18 protein-coding genes, 1 pseudogene and 1 riboswitch are annotated in these 20,101 nt (G+C 41.7%); of the genes and pseudogenes, 11 read left to right on the plus strand and 8 right to left on the minus strand.

What is annotated here, in order from left to right; translation table 11 throughout:
* Positions 1–86: 86 nt before the first annotated feature.
* Positions 87–258, minus strand: a riboswitch (cobalamin riboswitch).
* Between the two features lie 233 nt (positions 259–491).
* A complete protein-coding gene (locus tag ACZ5GY_RS10405; protein ID WP_213690054.1) occupies positions 492–752 on the plus strand; it encodes a hypothetical protein in 261 nt (86 codons plus the stop codon).
* Between the two features lie 102 nt (positions 753–854).
* Here ACZ5GY_RS10405 and ACZ5GY_RS10410 read toward each other — a convergent pair whose 3' ends face one another.
* The 4 genes and pseudogenes from ACZ5GY_RS10410 to ACZ5GY_RS10425 form a co-directional block, all read right to left on the minus strand.
* A complete protein-coding gene (locus ACZ5GY_RS10410; protein ID WP_464111846.1) occupies positions 855–3,017 on the minus strand; it encodes a heavy metal translocating P-type ATPase in 2,163 nt (720 codons plus the stop codon).
* A 175-nt stretch (positions 3,018–3,192) separates the two neighbouring features.
* Positions 3,193–3,744 (minus strand): CZB domain-containing protein, encoded by a 552-nt coding sequence (locus ACZ5GY_RS10415; RefSeq protein WP_416242158.1) that lies wholly within the window; start codon positions 3,742–3,744, stop codon positions 3,193–3,195.
* Positions 3,745–3,813: 69 nt separating this feature from the next.
* A pseudogene (locus ACZ5GY_RS10420) lies at positions 3,814–4,845 on the minus strand (methyl-accepting chemotaxis protein); the annotation flags it as partial.
* Between the two features lie 31 nt (positions 4,846–4,876).
* Entirely contained in the window at positions 4,877–5,077 is a 201-nt protein-coding gene (locus tag ACZ5GY_RS10425; RefSeq protein ID WP_213690056.1) for a heavy-metal-associated domain-containing protein, read from the minus strand.
* Positions 5,078–5,289: 212 nt separating this feature from the next.
* Between ACZ5GY_RS10425 and ACZ5GY_RS10430 the strand changes: the two genes are divergently transcribed.
* The 10 genes from ACZ5GY_RS10430 to ACZ5GY_RS10475 all read left to right on the plus strand — a co-directional run bounded on the left by ACZ5GY_RS10430 (position 5,290) and on the right by ACZ5GY_RS10475 (position 14,876).
* Positions 5,290–6,396 (plus strand): ABC transporter substrate-binding protein, encoded by a 1,107-nt coding sequence (locus ACZ5GY_RS10430; protein WP_213699679.1) that lies wholly within the window; start codon positions 5,290–5,292, stop codon positions 6,394–6,396.
* A gap of 98 nt (positions 6,397–6,494) precedes the next feature.
* On the plus strand, positions 6,495–7,328 hold the full coding sequence (locus ACZ5GY_RS10435; RefSeq protein WP_213699678.1) for an ABC transporter permease: 834 nt from the start codon (positions 6,495–6,497) through the stop codon (positions 7,326–7,328).
* A 12-nt stretch (positions 7,329–7,340) separates the two neighbouring features.
* The gene (locus ACZ5GY_RS10440) at positions 7,341–8,108 is read left to right on the plus strand and encodes an ABC transporter ATP-binding protein (RefSeq protein ID WP_213690059.1); all 768 of its coding nucleotides are present in this window, start codon (positions 7,341–7,343) and stop codon (positions 8,106–8,108) included.
* Positions 8,109–8,162: 54 nt separating this feature from the next.
* Entirely contained in the window at positions 8,163–9,443 is a 1,281-nt protein-coding gene (locus ACZ5GY_RS10445; RefSeq protein WP_213701446.1) for a PocR ligand-binding domain-containing protein, read from the plus strand.
* The gene (locus ACZ5GY_RS10450; RefSeq protein ID WP_213690061.1) at positions 9,418–10,092 is read left to right on the plus strand and encodes a response regulator; all 675 of its coding nucleotides are present in this window, start codon (positions 9,418–9,420) and stop codon (positions 10,090–10,092) included. The genes ACZ5GY_RS10445 and ACZ5GY_RS10450 overlap by 26 nt, the downstream gene beginning before the upstream one ends.
* Before the next feature lie 188 nt (positions 10,093–10,280).
* Complete coding sequence (locus ACZ5GY_RS10455; RefSeq protein ID WP_213690062.1) at positions 10,281–11,552, plus strand: serine hydroxymethyltransferase; 1,272 nt, start codon at positions 10,281–10,283, stop codon at positions 11,550–11,552.
* 172 nt (positions 11,553–11,724) lie between these two features.
* Positions 11,725–12,930, plus strand: coding sequence for a M20 metallopeptidase family protein (locus ACZ5GY_RS10460; protein ID WP_213690063.1), 1,206 nt, complete (start codon positions 11,725–11,727; stop codon positions 12,928–12,930).
* Entirely contained in the window at positions 12,931–13,746 is an 816-nt protein-coding gene (locus tag ACZ5GY_RS10465) for a DUF3100 domain-containing protein (protein ID WP_213690064.1), read from the plus strand. It begins immediately after the preceding gene.
* Between the two features lie 5 nt (positions 13,747–13,751).
* The gene (locus ACZ5GY_RS10470) at positions 13,752–14,198 is read left to right on the plus strand and encodes a hypothetical protein (protein ID WP_213690065.1); all 447 of its coding nucleotides are present in this window, start codon (positions 13,752–13,754) and stop codon (positions 14,196–14,198) included.
* A gap of 153 nt (positions 14,199–14,351) precedes the next feature.
* Positions 14,352–14,876 (plus strand): DUF2179 domain-containing protein, encoded by a 525-nt coding sequence (locus ACZ5GY_RS10475; protein WP_213690066.1) that lies wholly within the window; start codon positions 14,352–14,354, stop codon positions 14,874–14,876.
* Positions 14,877–14,894: 18 nt separating this feature from the next.
* Here ACZ5GY_RS10475 and ACZ5GY_RS10480 read toward each other — a convergent pair whose 3' ends face one another.
* The 4 genes from ACZ5GY_RS10480 to hcp form a co-directional block, all read right to left on the minus strand.
* Positions 14,895–15,992, minus strand: a complete 1,098-nt coding sequence (locus ACZ5GY_RS10480; RefSeq protein ID WP_213690067.1) for a M20/M25/M40 family metallo-hydrolase — start codon at positions 15,990–15,992, stop codon at positions 14,895–14,897.
* A gap of 98 nt (positions 15,993–16,090) precedes the next feature.
* Positions 16,091–16,735: a cyclodeaminase/cyclohydrolase family protein gene (locus ACZ5GY_RS10485; protein ID WP_213690068.1), complete on the minus strand. Its 645-nt coding sequence runs from the start codon at positions 16,733–16,735 to the stop codon at positions 16,091–16,093.
* Between the two features lie 19 nt (positions 16,736–16,754).
* The gene (gene hutH, locus ACZ5GY_RS10490; RefSeq protein ID WP_323401771.1) at positions 16,755–18,290 is read right to left on the minus strand and encodes a histidine ammonia-lyase; all 1,536 of its coding nucleotides are present in this window, start codon (positions 18,288–18,290) and stop codon (positions 16,755–16,757) included.
* Between the two features lie 161 nt (positions 18,291–18,451).
* Entirely contained in the window at positions 18,452–20,098 is a 1,647-nt protein-coding gene (hcp, locus tag ACZ5GY_RS10495; RefSeq protein WP_464111847.1) for a hydroxylamine reductase, read from the minus strand.
* Positions 20,099–20,101 lie beyond the last annotated feature (3 nt).

Genomic DNA, 20,101 nt, shown 5'->3' on the forward strand with positions numbered 1-20,101 from the left:
AACGAGGACAGCCATAAAGCTCACAGGAAAAAAACCTCTCTTGAAAGAAAAGTTTTTCCACAAATAGTCCTGAATCCTCGCAGGGATTTGCCTCTCTTCAACAGGCCGGTCTCCTGGCTCGCTTTCTTCCTCCGAAACACCTTCCCGGGCACATTAATTCCTACCCAGTGGTCTCATGTTTCATCGTCAAGCTCACAGTGGCGGGTCCGCGTCGGCTTTTCACCAAACTTCCCGTTCACCTGATGAAGTCATATTGTAAACATACAATAGCCTTTCGCTTCTTTTACGTCAATAGCAAATTATCATTTTGTCATTTTCTTATTTTTTCAAAAAACACACGACTAATATTTTTTATATTAGAGATAAAATAGATAAAAACTTTATGAAAAAAGCCCTTAAAAAATTAATTTATAACTCGGTAATAATTCTGTTTATTTTTACAGCCATTTCCTTTACAATACCACCATGCCCTATTGAAGGAGGTAGAAGTTATGGACTGGGGAATAGTTCCTGGAGAAACCGTTGTTATTAAATCGAAGAACATCACCCTTCGAGATATCGTACAAGCCATTGTTGATGGAGCAGATACTGTGCCTGCAATAAAAGAGAGTTTTGGCCTGACCGATAACGACGAAGGTGTTAGCGATCTTGGCGATATTCTGGATGTTTTTGTCCCAGCAATTGAAGCCCTCCGCGGTGGCGGATGTGGAGGTTGCGGTGGCGGTTGTGCCGGCTGCCACGGACATTGCTAAGAAAACAATAAAAAAGCTGCACCCCAAAAGGGAGCAGCTTTTTTTATGCCGAAAAGACAAGATCAGAATCTCTTGTATAACTATTTTATCGTAAAAGAGTTGTTATTTAGACACTCGTATCCTCATAGAGTTTAATATAACTGAAATAGAGCTGAAAGCCATCGCCGTTTCTGCAATGGCCGGGTGAAGTAACGCCCCCATAGCAAGAGGAATAGCAATAACGTTATAAGCAAAAGCCCAAAATAGATTCTGACGAATGACGGTAAAGGTCTGCCTAGAAATATCCACTGCATCCGCAATAGAAGAAATCCCGCCACGCACAACAACAATATCTGCACTATCGATAGCAAGATCTGTTCCAGAGCCAATGGCTACACCGATGTCTGCACCTTTCAATGCAGCCGCATCATTCATCCCGTCTCCTACCATAAGTACCTTTTTTCCGCTTGTCTGAAAATCTCTAAGGATACTCAGCTTTTCATCTGGGCGAACTCCAGCGTAAACACTTTCAATTCCCACTCGTTTCGCCACAGCTCGAGCTGTTCGTTCATTATCTCCTGTCACCATAACTGGAATAATTCCAAGCTCTTTAAGTCTTTCCACAGCTCTTATAGCATCATTTCTTAGTGGGTCCTCAATAGCTATAAACCCGACAACAACATTATTCTTGCGAACTTCAACTACCGTTCGCCCTAAAGAAAGCTGTTCTTTATATTTTGATGAATCTTGGGGTTTCCCTATAAAATATGAATCTTCGCGAATAACTCCTTTAACACCCTCTCCTGTAATCTCTTCCATAGAGCGGGGTTCAAGTGTTGTTTCAGTTACAGCCGCTACCGCTTTCGCTAAAGGATGTATAGAATGTTTTTCAAGGGCAGCTACTGCTTCAAGATCGCCATTGGAAAGATTCGTTTCGACAACACTTGGACTCCCTTGAGTAATTGTGCCCGTTTTATCCATCAAAACAACGCCCACTTCTTTAGCTGTCTGTATTGCCTCTGCATTTCTAATGACAAGTCCTTTTTTGGAAGCTGCGCCAGTCCCTGTAATGAGAGCCATCGGGGTAGCCAACCCCAAAGCGCAGGGACAAGCAATAACCAGTGTCGATATGAAACCAAAAATAGCAATTGATAGCGGCTCACGAACAGAGGTGACCCACGGTAGATAATGCGAAGCCGCGTCAAGAATAAAAGAAAAACGATCAATGCCAAAATACCAGAAAAAACCGCTTATAAGAGCAAAAGTCGCAACAGCTGGAACAAAGTAATTTGTCACCCTGTCAGCAAAAGCTTGAATAGGGATTTTGGCCCCTTGTGCTTCCTGAATCAAGGCAATCATTTGAGATAAAAAGCTATCTTCTCCAACTTTTGTCGCCTTAACTTTTATTGAACCGGTGAGATTTAAGGAACCTCCTGTTACTTCTCCTTCTACTTCTTTGTGAACAGGTATTGATTCCCCTGTAATCATAGATTCATCCACTGAAGTTGCCCCTTCAATAATCATTCCATCCGCTGGAATTCTTTCTCCTGGACGAATTATGAGGGTAAAATCTTCTTTAACAGCTTCGATGGGAACTGATATTTCTTTTCCCGACTCATCTAAAATACGAGCTTCCCGTGCCTGAATTTCCAAAAGAGATTTTATTTCTTTTGAAGCTCTATCTCGTAAATGAGATTCTATAAAACGTCCTGTTACGTGAAGGGCAATAATCATGGCGCCGATAGCACCGAATGATGCAACTTTTACTCCTGCAAGAACAAGTAATGAAGTAAGCCACGCAGCAAGAGCTCCAAGAGAGACAAGAACATCCATATTGGCATGTAAATGTGAGAGAGCTATCCAGGCCCCTTTCATGGAGGCGCGTCCAGCACCGAAAAGAACGACAGCCCCACCAATAAATTCCATCAAAGGAAACCACGGCATATGAAAACCTGTCATATGCATAAACATTAAAACCATGAGAGGAAGAGTTATACCCCAACTTATAACAAGGTTTCTTTTCGCCTCTTCATACCGGCGTCGATCAAGATCCTCTGGTGGTTCATACGAAACTTCATACCCTGCTTTTTTTACTGCCTCTTCAAGTTTTTCCATGGGAACTTCCTTTTCGAGAACCACAAAGGCAGTCTCTGTTGCTAAATTAACCCCTGCGAAAACGACACCATCTACCTTCTTGAGAGATCTTTCAACAATCCGCGCACAAGTAGCACACGTCATACCAGTGACGGAAAAAGATATTTTTTTTGAGTTTTCGCTGTTGACCATCGCTAAAAATCAACTCCCTTTCATATTCCTAGTTAATTGATAGGATATAACACTTATTATCCCATAATACCCTACGCATGTATATAAAAAGGGCCGCATTTCTCATAAAAAGAAATAGCGGCCCTTCCCGTCGCTTCATTATATGCTTTAATTTAACAATTATTATTGTACCATGCTATTTATTTTCTGCACTGCTCACAGGAATTAACCCTGTGCTATTTTTGTGACATTCTTTTCCCCGCCTGCACTGACTACTCATGTCTCCTAAAGTTCTTACTAAAATCTGGCTTATCCCTAACGCTTTCTCATAGAGATATTGTGCTTCCTGAGGATTCCCTTCCTTCGCCGCTTCAAAAACTTTATGTCCCAAGTGATGGAGTTCATCGTGATGGCGAAGAAGTTCATTCCAATTCTTACGATCAATTACATCTGGACGTTCAACAAAAGAAAGGAAGATGCCGAATTGACAACGAGTAGGGTCAGTTTCCACATCCCACGAACCTCCATCAAGATATTCTTTCAGCCGCTTGATCCATCCCTTGTGTGCTTTAATAGCTCCATCGGCAATATCAGCAAAGTCACATTGCTCAACAACCTGTATTTGCGCCATTTCTTGCAGAAGAGAACGTGCCTGTTCTCCTCCTTCCTTGTTTGAAATGAGCATATTATCCACAGAACAGTTAAGAGTCGTTACATTTTCACCCAGCAGTTTAAATTGTTGCTGCATGCGCTCGGTAAGATGATTTACTGTCTCGGCAGAAGCTGCTAATTCTTCTGATGATGCTGAAAGTTCTTGAGCACTAGCAGCAACCTGATGGGTAGACTCACTGATATGAGTTACGTTACTCAAAATCTGCCCAACGCCCTGAAGGGCATCTGAAACATGCACAACAGTCTGCTCAACCCTTCCAACTATAGTCGATGCATCTTCGGAGGCACCCTGGACCTCCGCCACCAGTTCCTCCAGGTTTGTTCCTATATCAAGGGCTGCTTTACGGCTTTCTTCCGCCAGTTTTCTAACCTCTTCGGCCACAACGGCAAAACCCCGCCCTGCTTCACCAGCACGGGCTGCCTCAATCGAAGCATTCAAGGCCAAAAGATTCGTCTGATCAGAAATACCAGTAAGAACCTGAACAACAGATTGAATCAATGCAACTTTTTCAGAAAGAAGAGCCGCTCTGCGAGCAACTCCCATAACATCTTCTCCCAAGTCTTGTATTGAATGTTCCGCCCCACTTAACTTCAACTGTCCCTCATTTGCTTTTTCAGAAACTTGAGTTACAGTTTGATTAAGCTTTTCAGCAAGTTGCGCAAGTGATTGGGCTGTAGAGGATATTTCTTCTGAACTTGCATATTGAGTTTGTATAGCCTCCGTAACACGGCTACCAGCATCGACACCTTCCTCAACTTCCTGAGTCATTTCATTAAAGGCATCAGAAAAAACTGAAAGCTCACGTTCCAAACGAAAAAAAGAAAACACAAAAGAGTGAAGCCCACGTATAATCCTCAAGGAAATATGACGAAATGTTCCTATAAGGCGAGTAAGCATCTCTTCCAAGGTTCCCATTACGGAACTGACATCCATTTTGGGAGCAGGAATTCTTAAATCTACTCCTTTGTCGGACCGCACCCTTCGCAGCCACGATAATATTTTTGAAGCAGGAACTCCAAAAACATAATGATCCTTCAATAAGCAAACACATGCTAGTAAAATTGACCATGAAAGGAGAATAGCTCCTCGTGCCGGTCCGTTATACCAATGATATAAAACAGGCCCTAATGCAAAAACAAAAGCAGCAACGCTATAAAAAAAAGAACGACTATGCATGCCTGATGTAACCTCCTAAAAGATAGCAACGTTATTTTTCAATGTTAGCGGAATACCCAGCTTCATCCAGAATATCCATAATTTTTTGAGGATCTTCCGTCTCAATATGTACGGTTTTAGTCTCGAGATCAACATTAAAACCACTATACCCAGCTTCCTCCAATGCGGTAGTTATACGTTTAACACAATGAGCACATGACATGTCTGGCACATGAAATTTTAAATTTCCCATTATATTCCCTCCTTCTACTCTCCGTTGTATTCTCATTTTGTAGTGCTACGTACCTTCTCTTTATAGTCCATATACCCCCCATTTGTAAAGTTTTTCCAGACAAACTTATATTTTCAATAGTTGATCGATATCATTTTCTCTTCTATAATATTTCAGATCTGTTATAAAACTTATAATTAAATATTATTTATAGCATAAGGGAGGTTTCTTTTTTGCACATTTCAGGATTGAAAAAAACATTATGTGTCTCTTGTCTCGCTGTTATCTTGTCAATGGTTTTAATTCTTCCCGGCATTGCCGGAGACATACCTCGTCTCAATGTCAGTTATATTTTTACAACCCACTTAGAACCATTTATGGTCGCCATGTCAAAAGAAGAAAACTTTAAAGAACTCGGAACATGGCTGAAACCTGTCGTTTCAAAAGAAAAGTATGATCTTATGGTTGATGGGAAAGCTGTAGCCCGGCTTAATATTATTGTCGCAAAAAGCGGATCAGAGACGGCTGTTCTCTTTGCCCAGAAACACCTCGATATTGGCATGGGCTCTCTTCCTGCCATGATGTCGGCAGTGGACAACAACACGCCCATAAAAGTCTTATGCCCCATCCACACAGATGGAATGGGTGTTGTTGTAAGTAAAAAAAGTCCTATTAACACATGGGAAGATTTTCTCGCTTACGTAGCAAAAAATGAGAAACCTGTAAAACTGGGATATCATTCACCTACAAGTGCACCCCGTATTGTTGTGGAAGGAGCCCTGAATGATGCTGGCCTTACACTGACACAAGACGCAAATAATATGGATGCAGACATATTGCTCGTCGACCTCAAGTCAACATCAAACCTCATCCCTGCATTGATGAGCCAGCAAGTTGACGCCTGGGTGGGACCTGCGCCATTCCCTGAAGTAGCAGAAGTACAAGATGTAGGGAAGACTATTATTGATCTTCGTAATTTACCCCCAACAGGGAAATGGTCACACTTCCCTTGTTGTGTCGCCGCTGCGCGAGATGAGATTCTTGCAGCACACCCTGAGGAGGTCAAAGCCTTTACAACCCTTCTTACGCAAAGTGCAAAATGGTGCAATGACCATAAAAATGAAGCAGGAAAAATCGCCGCTAACTGGATTGGTATTCCAGAAGAGGCCGCGGCAAAATCCACGATTGTATACACAACGGATCCTTCAGAAGGGTGGATGCGAGGTGCTCAAACATATCTATCGGTATTAAACGGTATGAATAAATTTAAAGGCCAACTTAAAGGAAAAGCTATGGATGACGTCCAATCGCTTATCTTTGATTTTTCATATGTCAAGTAACTCTTCATTTCCCTTGTCTAAGATAATGAAGGGTACATGCGGGGAAGAGTCTGCAAGCTCTTTCCCGTTTATTCTGTAAAAGGGAGGTCATTACTCTCATGAAGAAAATCTCTTCTCTTTTTCTCCCGGTCATTGTGCCGTCTCTTTTTCTTGTTTTTTGGGGATACATGGCCCAGCGCATAGGTAATGATATTGTCTTGCCCACTGTTAGGAATGTAGCAGATCTTTTGACTCATCCCACAGAAAATTTAATTAGTATGGGATCTCTTTTCGATAACGTTATTGTAAGCTTAGTACGCGTGCTTGCTGGGTATTTCTTAGCTATTGTTCTTGCTATTCCTATTGGAATCGTAATGGGATATTATGGATCGGTATTCAAGCTTTTCCACTCTTTTTTGAGTATTTTTAGACCCATTCCCCCTCTTGCCTGGGTTCCTCTTGTCTTAGCCTGGTTCGGAGTTGCCAGCCTGGCCACCCTTTTAGGAATTGAGGAAGGTTCTTGGTATGTCTATTTCAATAACTTAAAGTTTTCAATGATCTTCATCATTTTCATTGGCGCTTTCTATCCTATTCTTACAAACTCTATTTACGGAGTATCAAATGTAAGAAAGACTCTAATCGACTCTGCTCGCGTTCTGGGAGCACATGAAAACGATATTTTCAAAAAAATACTCCTTCCAGCATCGGCTCCATCTATAGTCAATGGCTTACGAGTCGGCCTAGGAGTCGCCTGGATGTGCCTTGTTTCTGCAGAAATGCTCCCAGGAAGCATTTCTGGCATAGGCTATCTCATCACTCATTCTTATACTGTCGCTCGAACAGATATTGTTATAGCCGGAATGGCAAGTATTGGTATCGTTGGAATGATAATGGATTTTGTTTTTCGCATTATAGAAAAACGTTGCTTTCGTTGGCAGCGCTTAACACGATAAGGAGGGAAAATCGTGGAGCCCTTAATAAATGTTAAAAAATTAGAGAAAATATTCTTTACAGAAAAGGGAGGGCAGGTCAAAGCCCTTGATGCAGTAGATTTGTCTGTAAACATCAATGATTTCATCTGTATTGTAGGCCCTTCAGGATGTGGAAAATCAACGATGTTACGAATTATTGCAGGTCTTGAAGAGGCTTCGGGAGGAGAAGTTCTCTACCACGGAAAACCTATAACATCGCCAGGAAAAGAGCGTGGAATGGTCTTTCAAGAATACTCACTTCTGCCTTGGCGTTCTGTTATTGAAAATGTAGGTCTCGGTCTTGAATTTGCTGGTGTACCCTTAAAAAAACGTCAAAAAACAGCGTTAGAGTACTTACGATTGGTAGGACTTGAGAGTTTCAAAGAAGCTTATCCCTACGAGCTCTCAGGTGGAATGCAACAACGAGTAGCTATTGCCAGAGCCTTGGCCAATAACCCTGAAGTGCTGCTTATGGATGAACCTTTTGGAGCTCTTGATGCTCATACACGTATAATTCTGCAGAAAGAGTTGCTTCGTATCTGGCAGAATCACCAAAAAACAATTCTCTTCGTTACACACAGTGTAGACGAAGCTGTTTATCTTGCCGATAAAATCATCGTCATGTCGGCTCGACCAGGACAAATCAAACAAATTATATCGGTTGATATGCCTCGACCGAGAAAACGATCTAACCCGTTATATGGAGAATTAACAACTACCATTTTAGGAATGCTTGACGAAGAGCTCGCTAAAGCGGTATAGAAAAATCAGAAAACGTGTAAAATAAAGAGGAGAGCTTGCAAAGGAGTGATATCCATGCCCTCTCCTCAAATATCTCTTCTTGATCTTATTGAACGAGAAGAACTACAAAAAATACAAGATGCCTTTGCAGAAGTACATGATGTCGCTTCTGTTATTACAGATGTTAATGGAAATTCCATTACAGAACCAAGCAATTTTAGTGAAGTTTGCCAATTAGTCCGTAAAACACCCGAGGGCGCTCGCCGCTGCATCTACTCGGATCGCGTTCTTGGAATGAAAGCAGCTCGTTTGCTTCAACCTACATATCAAAGATGCTTAAGTTGTGGTTTTGTCGATGCAAGTGCTCCTATTATTGTTGACGGGCATCATATTGCAAACTGGCAAATATCTCAAAATGCTCTCGGAGTGGGGGGAGAACGCATAAAAAATTATGCTATTGAAATAGGCGCTGACCCCCTTCAATTATGCCAGGCCCTTAGAAAAATGCATGAAGGATCGCTTGAGCATTTTGAGAATACGCTCAAATTACTTTGGCTTATGGCTCAACAGCTTTCATCAAAGGGCTTCGTAAATCTTATTTTAGCCCGAGAAATAGAACAGGTTCGCAATGCTGAGAAAAAACTGGAAGAATCTCAGGAAAATCTACGATCTCTTGCATCTGAACTAACATTAGCAGAAGAGAGAACCCGTCGTAAAATCGCAGCTAATCTTCACGATCAAGTAGGGCACGCTCTTGTAACAATGCAGCGGAATCTACGACAAGCTCTCAAAACTAATGATGAGCATATAAAAAACCACCTCTTATCAACAAGTATTGCTCATCTCGATGATGTTATAGAGCAAACGCGAAATCTTACCGCGCGCCTAAGCCCGCCTCTCTTGTACGATTTGGGACTGGCCGCAGCGTTAGAATCTCTTGGAGATGAAATGTTTTCTCCACAACATATTGATTTCATATTCAACTCTCCTACAAACTGCCGTTTTCTTGAACAAGAAGTAAGCATTATGCTCTACCACATGATAAAAGAAATTTTTATCAACGTATTAAAACATGCCCGAGCCACAGCTGTTCAATGTCTTATCACTAATGAAGACAGTTACATTTGTGTTGCAGTACACGACGATGGAATAGGTTTTAATCCCTCCCAAGCAATCGCCATTCGAAAGCGAAGTTTCGGCCTTTTCAGCATACGAGAGCGTTTACGCCATTGGGAAGGACAAATGAATATCAATTCTTCTAAAGGACAAGGAACTAGCGTTATCATTAAACTTCCTCTAAAAAACAACTCTGAAGAAGGAGGGGGTCTCTGTGACTGTTCGAATTATTGTTGCTGACGATCATCCGGTAACACGAAAAGGACTCAGCAGTGTGCTTGAAAATATTGACAACTTTCAAATCGTTGCAGAAACAGGAGATGGATTATCTACAGTCAAGGCGGCACTTCTACATAAACCTGATGTCATAATTATGGATATTTCCATGCCAAACATGAACGGTCTTGAGGCCACTCGTTCCATCCATGAGAAAAATAAACAAATAAAAATAATCGCTCTTTCAATTCATTCGAATAAACATTATGTTCGAGAAATGTTTGCCGCCGGAGCAACAGGATACCTTCTGAAAAATTGTGATATTGATGAAGTAATCAAAGCCATTAATGTTGTATGTGATGGAGATATGTACCTTTGCACCGCCCTTACTTCTATGGTTATCGAAGATTATGTTATCCAATCATCTGGAACTCACGCCTCCTTCACCATACTCAACACTCTTACATCGAGGGAAAAAGAAATTTTGATACTCCTGGCCCGAGGCTTTGCCACTAAAGAGATAGCATCTCAGCTTGCAATAAGTCGAAAAACCGTCGAAACACATAAAGCACGAATTATGGAAAAGCTTGGCCTTTACTCTGTAGCAGAGTTAGCACGTTTTGCAGAACGAGAAGGTCTGTTATCTGTTGCCCCTCCAAACAACCAAGACTAAAAGACTATGGTTACAAAGACTTATAGATCGTAAAAATTACCAAAAGCCTGACAAAAATGTCAGGCTTTTGGTAATTTTGCACCCTATTTTCCTTATTGTCTTTAAATGTTAAACGTTTATGATTTAATTGAGAGTTGGCTTTTGTCAGCTTTCGTTCCACTATAATCCGCCCAGAGGAGGAATGGTTAGTGAATCTCATTCATTTTATCGACCCAGAGTTGGGCGCAGCCATTGAGGGAGAAAAAGAACGACAAAACATGACAATTGAGCTAATCGCTTCAGAAAACTTCGTTCCAGAAGTCATTCTTGAAGCACAAGGCTCACTTCTTACAAACAAATATGCGGAAGGATACCCGGGAAAACGTTACCATGGTGGATGTCAATTTATTGACATCGTTGAAAGTCTCGCTATAGAACGTGCCAAAGAATTATTTGGAGCAGATCATGCAAATGTTCAACCTCATTCGGGCGTAAATGCAAACCTCGCCGTCTTTATGGCTATGCTGGAACCTGGGGATACAATTCTCGGCATGGATCTTAAACATGGCGGCCATCTTTCTCATGGCACTCCGGTAAATATTTCGGGAAAATTCTTCAATGCATATCGATATGGTATAGACAAAACAACTGGCGAAATAGATTACGATCAGGTTGAAAAGTTAGCTAAAGAAGTTCATCCCAAACTGATCATTGCTGGAGGCAGCGCCTATTCTCGATTTATTGACTTCGAAAGATTTGCCCAAATAGCCCACGAAGTAGGCGCCTATTTTATGGTTGATATGGCACACATTGCTGGGCTCGTAGCAGCAAATGTCCACCCAAGCCCTGTTCCATATGCTGATTTTGTAACATTTACAACAACAAAAACCTTAAGAGGTGCGAGAGGTGGCAATATCTTATGTCGATCCCAATATGCACAGAAGATTGACAAAGCTATTTTCCCTGGAATTCAAGGTGGGCCCATTCCTCAGATTATGGCAGCAAAAGCTCTCACATTCAAATTAGCCATGACCGAAGAATTTAAAACATATGCCTCACATATTATAAAAAATGCGAAAGTTATGGCTCGCACTCTTCAGAGAAATGGATACGATATTGTTTCCAACGGCACAGATAATCATCTTATGCTTGTAGACCTCAGACGTAAGAATATGACAGGTCGCGACGCCGAAAAGAAACTGGAAGAAGTTGGAATTACCGTTAATATGAACCTCATTCCCTTTGATCCTCAAAAAGCAACTGTTACAAGTGGAATTCGTATCGGTCTTGCCGGTGTTACAAGCCGAGGTTTCAATGAACAAGATACTGAAAAAGTAGCTAAACTCGTTGTTCAGGTTCTCGAAAATAGAGATGAGTCTCTTATACCAATATTAAAAAAAGAGGTAAGAGAGATTTGTATCGAGCATCCCGTTTATATGTCAAAAACAGAACTTGCTCTACGTTACAGAGCAAGCAACTAATAAAAAGCCCTCAAAAAGCAGGTTCTGCTTTTTGAGGGCTTTTTATTACATCACCTTACCCCCTCAGCGGTAGCTTATTGGTCTTGTAGTAAAGACAATTAAAGAATATCCTATACAGAAAAGAGATACAGGGGAAAAAGATTAACCGGCACCTTCTCAGGAGGGATAAACTATGACGCTCAGTCATGCCATTAAAAAGCAAAGTCAAGATATTTTCGAAGAACTTCAAGTGCTATACAGAGATTTTCATAAGCATCCAGAGTTAAGTTTTCAAGAACATGAAACTTCTGAAAAAATTGCAACCTATATGGAACAACTTGGTTGCTCAGTACAAAGAAATGTTGCAAAGACAGGTGTCGTTGCTCTTTTAAAGGGGGCAAAGGATGGACCTACTGTTGCAATCCGTGCAGATATAGACGCATTGCCTATTGAAGAAAAGAGCAAACTCTCATATACTTCAACATCAAAAGGGCTAATGCATGCCTGCGGCCATGATATTCATACGACGTGTGCTCTTGGAGCTGCAAAAATTATTGCGTCTCTACAAAGCAAACTTCAAGGGACAGTCAAGTTTATTTTCCAGCCAGCAGAAGAAATAAATGCAGGAGCCAAGGCCATGGTGGAAGAAGGCGTTCTCCTTAATCCTGATGTTTCCATGATTTTTGGCCTTCACAACCACCCTGAAATTCCTGTAGGAAAAGTTGCCCTTAAAGAAGGTCCCCTTATGGCCTCTGTAGACACAACTTTTCTTAAAGTAATAGGGGAAGGCGGACATGGAGCTTTTCCACATCGTGATATCGATCCTATCGTCGCTACAGCATCGATCATAATGAATCTTCAAACTATTGTCAGCAGAAACGTCGATCCCCAACAATCAGCAGTAATAAGTTTCGGAACCATACATGGAGGAACTGCCAATAATGTTATTCCAGATGAAGTAGAGCTCACGGGAACTGTTCGAACCTTTGATCCTCATGTTCGTGAATCTATGGAGTTATGGATGCAAAGAGTTATTGAAAATGCAGCAGCAAGTCTCGGATGTTCTGCCGATTTCTTCTATCGCCGAGATCTTCCTGCCGTTTTTAATCATTCTGAAATTACGGCTATAGGAATGAAGGCCCTCGAAGATCTTATAGACAAGGAAAAAATTGTCTCTCCTGTTCCTTCTATGGGAGGCGAGGATTTTGCTATTTTCCAAGAAAAAGTACCAGGATGTTTTTTCTGGCTTGGAGTCGGTAATCCTGAAATCGATGCAGTTCACCCTTGGCACAGCCCACGCTTTAAGGCCGACGAACGTGCCCTTTCTATTGGAGCCGCTCTTTTAGCTCTTTCAGCGTGGTATGGAACAATACACGACAATATGAAAGGGGAGATGTAAATGAAAAATGCAATTCGCAACTGGAAAATTCACCTTTTAGTCCTCGGCCTTGTTATCATCGCAGAATTGATCGGAATCCACGCCTTCAATCTTGGCCCGGGGAAAATAGTGCTTCTTCCAATGCTTTATGCGCTGCTCATGGGAGCTTTTTTAGGCCCGAAATTTATCAAATTGGCAAGTCATAAAGACATGGTTGATGCAGGAAGTCTCGTAGGAGTCACCCTCATGCTTCTTATAGCACGATATGGCACCCTCGTAGGTCCTAACCTTCCTATGATTTTGAAGACAAGTCCCGCACTTATTCTTCAGGAATTAGGGAATTTGGGGACAGTACTCATAGGAATTCCCATCGCTGTATTTCTTGGACTAAAACGAGAATCGATCGGAGCCGCTCACTCTGTAGCACGAGAACCAAACGTTGCTCTTATAGGCGATGTTTATGGCCTCGATACGCCTGAAGGGCAAGGCGTTATGGGCGTTTATATATGCGGAACCGTTTTTGGAACTATTTTTTACGGGCTCATGGCCACATTCGCAGCTGCCTTTGGCATTCTTCATCCTTTAGCATTAGCCATGGCCTCCGGTGTTGGAAGCGCAAGCATGATGACAGCGTCTGTAGGGTCATTAAGCGCCATGTTCCCAGAAATTGCCGACAAAATCCAGGCCCTAGGTGCCGCAAGCAATATGCTTTCAGGACTTGATGGAATTTATATGTCACTATGGCTGGCACTTCCTCTCTCAGAGTGGCTCTACAAAAAGATGTACAAGGCTAAATATGGAGTTGTTCCTGAAAAGCCAATTTATAAGGAGGTGTAATCCTTATGAAAACCGTTGAAGTCTTTTTTGTTTTAATTATTATTGGTGTTATTACTCTTGTAGGAAATCTGGTTGGCTTTCATACGCCCATAAGTGATGCTATCCCGGGAATGGCCTTTCTTATCGTGTTATGTCTTCTGGGCGTAATTTGTTCAAAAGTTATACCAGTGCGTATTCCATCGGTAGCCTATATCGTAACAATAGGCTGCATCGTAACCTACCCAGGTTTTCCAGGAGCGGAAATACTGACAGCGTGGGCACAAAAAGTCAGTTTTTTAGCTTTGACAACTCCAATATTGGCATATGCAGGAATATCACTGGGAAAAGATTTGGATATGCTTAAAAGAACCGGGTGGAGAATTATCGTTGTCTCATGTGTTGTTTTTGTTGGCACGTATATTGGCTCAGCTATAATTGCTCAGGGTGTTCTCAAGCTTATCGGAGAAATTTAAACGAATTTATCTTATTCCATTATTAAGTAAAAGGAACCAAGTAATGGTTCCTTTTACTTTTTTATACGGTTTTTTCTCTTCAAAACCCAAATGAATATTCTTGATTTTATCCTCTTATGTCGCGTATGATAAATATGATAAGGGGGGATTGAAATGACCTTAGAATTTAATCTCGCTGTAGTCCTTATTTTTTGTGCTCGTTGTACTGATGTGTCTATGGCAACAATGCGAATGCTGCTCTTGGTGAAAGGGCAACGGTTTAAGGCAGCATGTATTGGATTTGTAGAAATCTCCCTCTACCTTTTGAGTTTAAAATATGTTCTCGACGCAGGTCTCAACAGCCCCTTAAGTTTTATTGCCTACGCTCTTGGTTTCTCCACAGGAAATTATATTGGTTCTTTTCTCGAAGAAAAACTTCTGAAAGGACACCTCATTGTAGAAATTATTATTGAAGATACAGAAGCAGGAAGAATGTTGGCTGATGTTTTGAGATCTAAAGGTTTCGGAACTACTGTTCTTGAAGGAGAAGGGCGAGATGGTCCTCGTCTTATTCTTAAGGTTATCTGCGAACGAAAAGATAGGATTCTTGTTGCAGAGGAAGGGAAAAAAGCTGGAGGCTTTGTTTTTATGGCTGACATTCGAAATGTCTGGGGAGGTTATTTCACTAAGAAAAAATAAGAGCCGTTTTTTGTTTATCTAAGCACCATTCATAATGGCATAAACAATGTCACCTAACGTATATAAGTCGCGTTCAAGAATATACTCTTCTGAAGTGTGAGCATTTTTTGCACCAGTACCTAATGTAACAGCTTCTATTCCTTTCTCGTTCAATATGTTTGCGTCACTTCCACCACCTGTAGAGATAAGAACTGGAATTAACCCACAACGGCGCACTGCAGACGAAGCCCACTGAACTGATGGAGCCATCTCGGTTAATGTAAAACTCCTATATGATTTTTGAACTCTCGTCTTGACTTTTGCCCCTAACGATTCCGAGCCTTTTTCCATCGCTTCAACCATTGCACTCACAGTATCTTCAAGTTTTTTCTCGCAATTAGAACGAGCTTCCCCCTCCACTATGACTGAATCGCAGACAATATTTGTAGCCCCTCCTCCATGAATCATGCCAATGTTTGCCGTTGTCTCATGATCGATACGACCACTTTTTATCTGCCGTAACCCCTCAGCAGCAGCAAGTATGGCATTAACTCCATTTTCAGGAGACGCGCCTGCATGTGCTGCTCTTCCAGATATCTCCCATTTAATCTTAACATGGGAAGGAGCTTGTACCACGATATGTCCAGGATCAGCTCCATTATCTATAATAAAGGCCATTGAAGCCTGAAGTTGGTTTAGATCAAGCTTTTTTGCGCCCTCCAGCCCTGTTTCTTCCTTAACAGTAAATATTATTTCTATACAATGGTGAGGAATCCTCTTTTCTGTAAGAGTTTCCAATCCTTCTAAAATAGCGGCTATCCCCGCCCTGTCATCAGCTCCTAGAATTGTATCTCCAGAAGAAGTAATGACACCTTCACGTATACGAGGAACAACGGGTTTCGAGAGGAAAACCGTATCCATATGAGCAGAAAGAGCGATACACCGGTTTCTATCATGAGTAGGAGGAAGAACAGCCACTATATTTTCTGCCCTTTCCTCACTTCCTTGTCTTATAACAAGCCCTAAACGACGGAGACGAGGCAATATATACTGAACAACAGGCTGTTCGGCTCCAGACTCTGCCTTTATTTTTACGAGATCAAGAAAAGTACTAAGCATACGCGCATAATTAACCATCTCAATAAACCTCCGCTACTATCTGATTTTATTATGCGCTTTTTTTCACAGAATGCAATTTTAGCAATACGATTCTAAATAGTAGTTTGTTATCTGACTTATTCCCGAAGCTTTAAAAGAGCCTTTACATAATGCTCATTTGCTCTGTCTATCTCCGATGTAATATCGTACATGAGAGATAGGGCCTCGTCCTGTACAGAAGAACAAAAATTTTCATCATAAAGGCGAGGTAGATTTGTTAATATCGTTAAGCATGACGCCACGGCAGTTGCTCTTAACAAACAAAGTCCCGTCATTCCGTCATTCACAGCCACTCTGGCTCCCAAAGCAGCAACATCACGAAGCAGGGGAAGGATTTCCTGGCAACAACGCAAAACTTCGAGGGGAACAACTACTGCTTTTTTCATCATTTGCTCTCTCATTTGTTCTTTGATTTCTTCCTCCTCAGGAGTCTCTGAAGGAAGTCCTCCTGCTTCAATGAACGAAAGATATGCATTCGTATCCTCTTCCATAAGGTAAACAAGTCGATCTGATAACGATGCAGTTTCATCTCGAACACGTTCCATCACTTCCCAAGACTGTTCATACGCTTCTTTCGAGAGAGTCAACCGTGAGACAAGACCGCCAAGAGCAGCTGCCATTGCTCCACATAAAGCAGCAGCACTTCCGCCACCAGGGGAGGGGGTTCCAGCAGAAAGCTGCTCTACAAAATCGTTCACCGTCATACGAGAAAGTCTAGGCATATCTTATATCTCCTTTCCGTTAGTCGAGAGGTCCTACAACCTCCTCTACAGCACTAAGGATTTCACTTCGATCCATAAGCTCTTGAACTCTTCGAATAAGGGGGTAAAGATAGTCATCATGTTTCAAGAAGGGGACAGCACTTCTAATCATACGATGGGCAGCTGCCGTTCCAAGACCTGGCTTAAGTAAAATACTGAAATCTAAGGCCTGAGCAGCTGAAAAGAACTCGATAGAAAGAACTCTTCTTGTGTTGTCAAGAATATTACGCCCCTTACGTGCACCATAAGTTCCCATAGAAACGTGATCCTCCTGATTAGCTGATGTAGGAATAGAATCAACAGAAGAGGGGTGAGCTAGAACTTTGTTTTCAGAAACTATAGATGCTGCTGCATATTGAGGAATCATGAAACCGCTATTTAAACCACTTTCATTAATAAGAAAAGGGGGAAGTCCAGAAAGAGAGCTATCGACAAGACGTGCAACTCTTCGTTCTGATATATTCGCAATTTCTGCCATGGCAATACCAAAAAAATCCATAGCTAAAGCCATAGGCTGCCCATGAAAGTTTCCGCCACTTATAGCCATGCGATCATCAACAAAAATAAGAGGGTTATCAGTTACTGCATTAATTTCTATAGAAACTTTATCCCAAATATATCCAATGGCATCTCGACTCGCACCATGTACCTGAGGAACACAACGAAGGGAATAGGCATCCTGAACGCGTTCTCCCTTAAATTTTTCAATAATCTGACTACCAGAAATTAGTTTGCGAATATTTGATGCAACTGTCATCTGCCCGTGATATGGACGGAGAGCATGTGTTCGCTCATCAAAAGCGTAAGGTACACCATGTAACGCTTCAAGAGAGAGTGACGCTGCTATATCTGCTAATTTCAGAGTATTGACACTATCGTAGAGAGCAAGAGCTGCAATAGCCGTCATAACAGTTGTTCCATTATTGAGGGCCAATCCTTCCTTAGCCTCAAGATGAAGGGGTTCCATGCCAAACTTACGAAGGAGACGAGCAGTAGATTGGCGACGACCTTTATAAAAAACTTCGCCAAGACCAAGAAGTGTAACAGCAAGGTGAGAAAGTGGGCATAAATCTCCACTTGATCCCACGGAACCCTGAGAAGGAATCATAGGATGGATACCTAAATTCAGATATTCGGTTAAACGCTGTAAAGTGGATACTCGAATTCCAGAATAGCCTCTTATAAGTGTATTAATGCGGAGTAACATAATAGCTCGCACTGTCTCTTCGTCAAAGGGAGCTCCAACGCCACAGGCATGGCTTTTAAGAAGGTTTTCTTGAAGCTGACGGCGATCTTTTCGTGAGATAGGAACAGTGGCCAAATCTCCAAATCCTGTATTAATACCATAAATAACTTCATTGCCTGACGCCCATTCATTGACAAGGGATGCTGCTTTATCAACAGCTTCAAGCGCATGAGGATCAAGCTCTACTTTGGCATTATTTCGCGCAACTTTTACTACATCTTCGATTGTAAGAGATTGCCCATCAAGAACAACAACTTCGCCGTGCTCCATATATATGCACCTCCTGGGAGTTATCTGAAAACTTCAATTTAGTGTATACCCAAAAGTGCTCTTTGACAATATTATTTTTCCTCACCAAATGTATCATACATCGAAAACGCCAGGAGGAACGATCCCCCTGGCGTGCCCTTTACATTTGCAGTTACAATCCTTTATCCAAGAATTGCCTTTAAATCTTCTTCTGGTGTCGTCACTGGCATGAGATTCAGTTTTTCATGCAACACCTCAAAAACAGGTTGTTTCACGAAAGCAGGCAAACTGGGACCAATACGCATATCTCTTATACCAAGATAGAGCAAAGAGAGAAGAATGCAGACTGCTTTCTGTTCATACCATGACAAAACGAGAGAAAGTGGCAAGCTATTTACATCAGTATTAAAAGCCTCCGCCAATGCCATGGCAATACGAACAGCTGAATAGGCATCGTTACATTGTCCCACATCCAACAAGCGCGGAATTCCTTCAATCTCTCCAAACTCAAGTTTGTTAAACCTATACTTTCCACATGCCAGAGTAAGGATAATGGTATCTTTAGGTGTCATCGTTGCCAGATCTGTATAATAACTTCGGCCTGGTTTGGCTCCGTCACACCCACCAATAAGGAAGAAATGACGAATCTTACCAGCTTTTACAAGATCTACAACTTTTCCTGCTACAGATAAAACAGTATTTCTGGCAAAACCAATAGTAATTGTATGATCAGGAGCATCTTCAGTAAAACCTGGCGCATTAAGAGCTGCTTCAATAATAGGGGTAAAATCTTTCTCCTCTTCAATATGGGTTATCCCTGGCCAGGCAACAAGACCTGTTGTAAAAATACGATCTTTATAGGAATCCTTAGGTTTTTGAATGCAGTTTGTCGTCATTAAAATAGCTCCGGGAAACCGGTCAAACTCTTCTCGCTGATCTTGCCACGCACCTCCATAATTCCCAACAAGATGCTTATATTTTTTCAATTCTGGATAGGCAAGACAGGGCAGCATTTCGCCATGAGTATAGATATTGATACCCTTTCCTTCTGTCTGCTTCAGCAAAAGCTCAAGGTCACGAAGATCGTGCCCAGAAACCACAATAGCTTTTCCCTTAAGAGGAGTGACACGTACTTTTGTTGGTTCGGGATGTCCATAACGAGATGTATTGGCTCTATCGAGAAGCTCCATAACCGAAATATTCCATCTTCCTGCATCAAGAGCTCTCGCAACCAAATCATCTACTGTAAAAGTTTCGTCGCTCAGGTATGTCAGAAAGTCGTGAAAAAATCCGTAAATATCGTCATCATCGTATCCTAAAACATGAGCATGATCTGTATAGGCAGCACTTCCCTTTAGCCCGAAAAGTATAAGATCCCGAAGACCCTGCATAACCTCACCATATTTTGCAGCCCAAGCTTCAGGTGTCACTTTTTCACCATCACGAATCATTTCATCTCGACTATCGGGAAGCATATAAGAGGCTGGCCCTTTAAGTTCCTCAGGTTTTTTCCCTGATTTCACACAAGCCTGCTCATATAAATCTCTCGCTTTTTCTTTTACGGAAGCTGCTTCTTTAAGCATTTTTTCCATACGTTCTTCATCAAAGTTGACATTCGTAATCGTTGTAAAAAGAGCCTTTATAACAAACACATCTATATTGCGATCAATAGTTCCCATTTCTCGCGCCTTACTGGCGTACATGGAAATACCTTTTGTTATATGGATGAGAAGATCTTGAAGATCGGAAACCTCTGGAGATTTGCCACAAACACCAAAAGCCGTGCAACCCGTCCCTTTCGCAGTCTGTTCACACTGGTAGCAATACATACT

The sequence above is a fragment of the Aminobacterium thunnarium genome, assembly GCF_055390565.1.

Coding starts and splice junctions, on each gene's coding strand:
- ACZ5GY_RS10460 (WP_213690063.1), top strand. CDS start 11,725: ATGACGCTCAGTCATGCCATTAAAAAGCAAAGTCAAGATATTTTCGAA.
- ACZ5GY_RS10480 (WP_213690067.1), bottom strand. CDS start 15,992: ATGGTTAATTATGCGCGTATGCTTAGTACTTTTCTTGATCTCGTAAAA.
- ACZ5GY_RS10475 (WP_213690066.1), top strand. CDS start 14,352: ATGACCTTAGAATTTAATCTCGCTGTAGTCCTTATTTTTTGTGCTCGT.
- ACZ5GY_RS10465 (WP_213690064.1), top strand. CDS start 12,931: ATGAAAAATGCAATTCGCAACTGGAAAATTCACCTTTTAGTCCTCGGC.
- ACZ5GY_RS10435 (WP_213699678.1), top strand. CDS start 6,495: ATGAAGAAAATCTCTTCTCTTTTTCTCCCGGTCATTGTGCCGTCTCTT.
- hcp (WP_464111847.1), bottom strand. CDS start 20,098: ATGTATTGCTACCAGTGTGAACAGACTGCGAAAGGGACGGGTTGCACG.
- ACZ5GY_RS10425 (WP_213690056.1), bottom strand. CDS start 5,077: ATGGGAAATTTAAAATTTCATGTGCCAGACATGTCATGTGCTCATTGT.
- ACZ5GY_RS10410 (WP_464111846.1), bottom strand. CDS start 3,017: ATGGTCAACAGCGAAAACTCAAAAAAAATATCTTTTTCCGTCACTGGT.
- ACZ5GY_RS10405 (WP_213690054.1), top strand. CDS start 492: ATGGACTGGGGAATAGTTCCTGGAGAAACCGTTGTTATTAAATCGAAG.
- ACZ5GY_RS10415 (WP_416242158.1), bottom strand. CDS start 3,744: ATGCAGCAACAATTTAAACTGCTGGGTGAAAATGTAACGACTCTTAAC.
- ACZ5GY_RS10470 (WP_213690065.1), top strand. CDS start 13,752: ATGAAAACCGTTGAAGTCTTTTTTGTTTTAATTATTATTGGTGTTATT.
- hutH (WP_323401771.1), bottom strand. CDS start 18,290: ATGGAGCACGGCGAAGTTGTTGTTCTTGATGGGCAATCTCTTACAATC.
- ACZ5GY_RS10485 (WP_213690068.1), bottom strand. CDS start 16,735: ATGCCTAGACTTTCTCGTATGACGGTGAACGATTTTGTAGAGCAGCTT.
- ACZ5GY_RS10445 (WP_213701446.1), top strand. CDS start 8,163: ATGCCCTCTCCTCAAATATCTCTTCTTGATCTTATTGAACGAGAAGAA.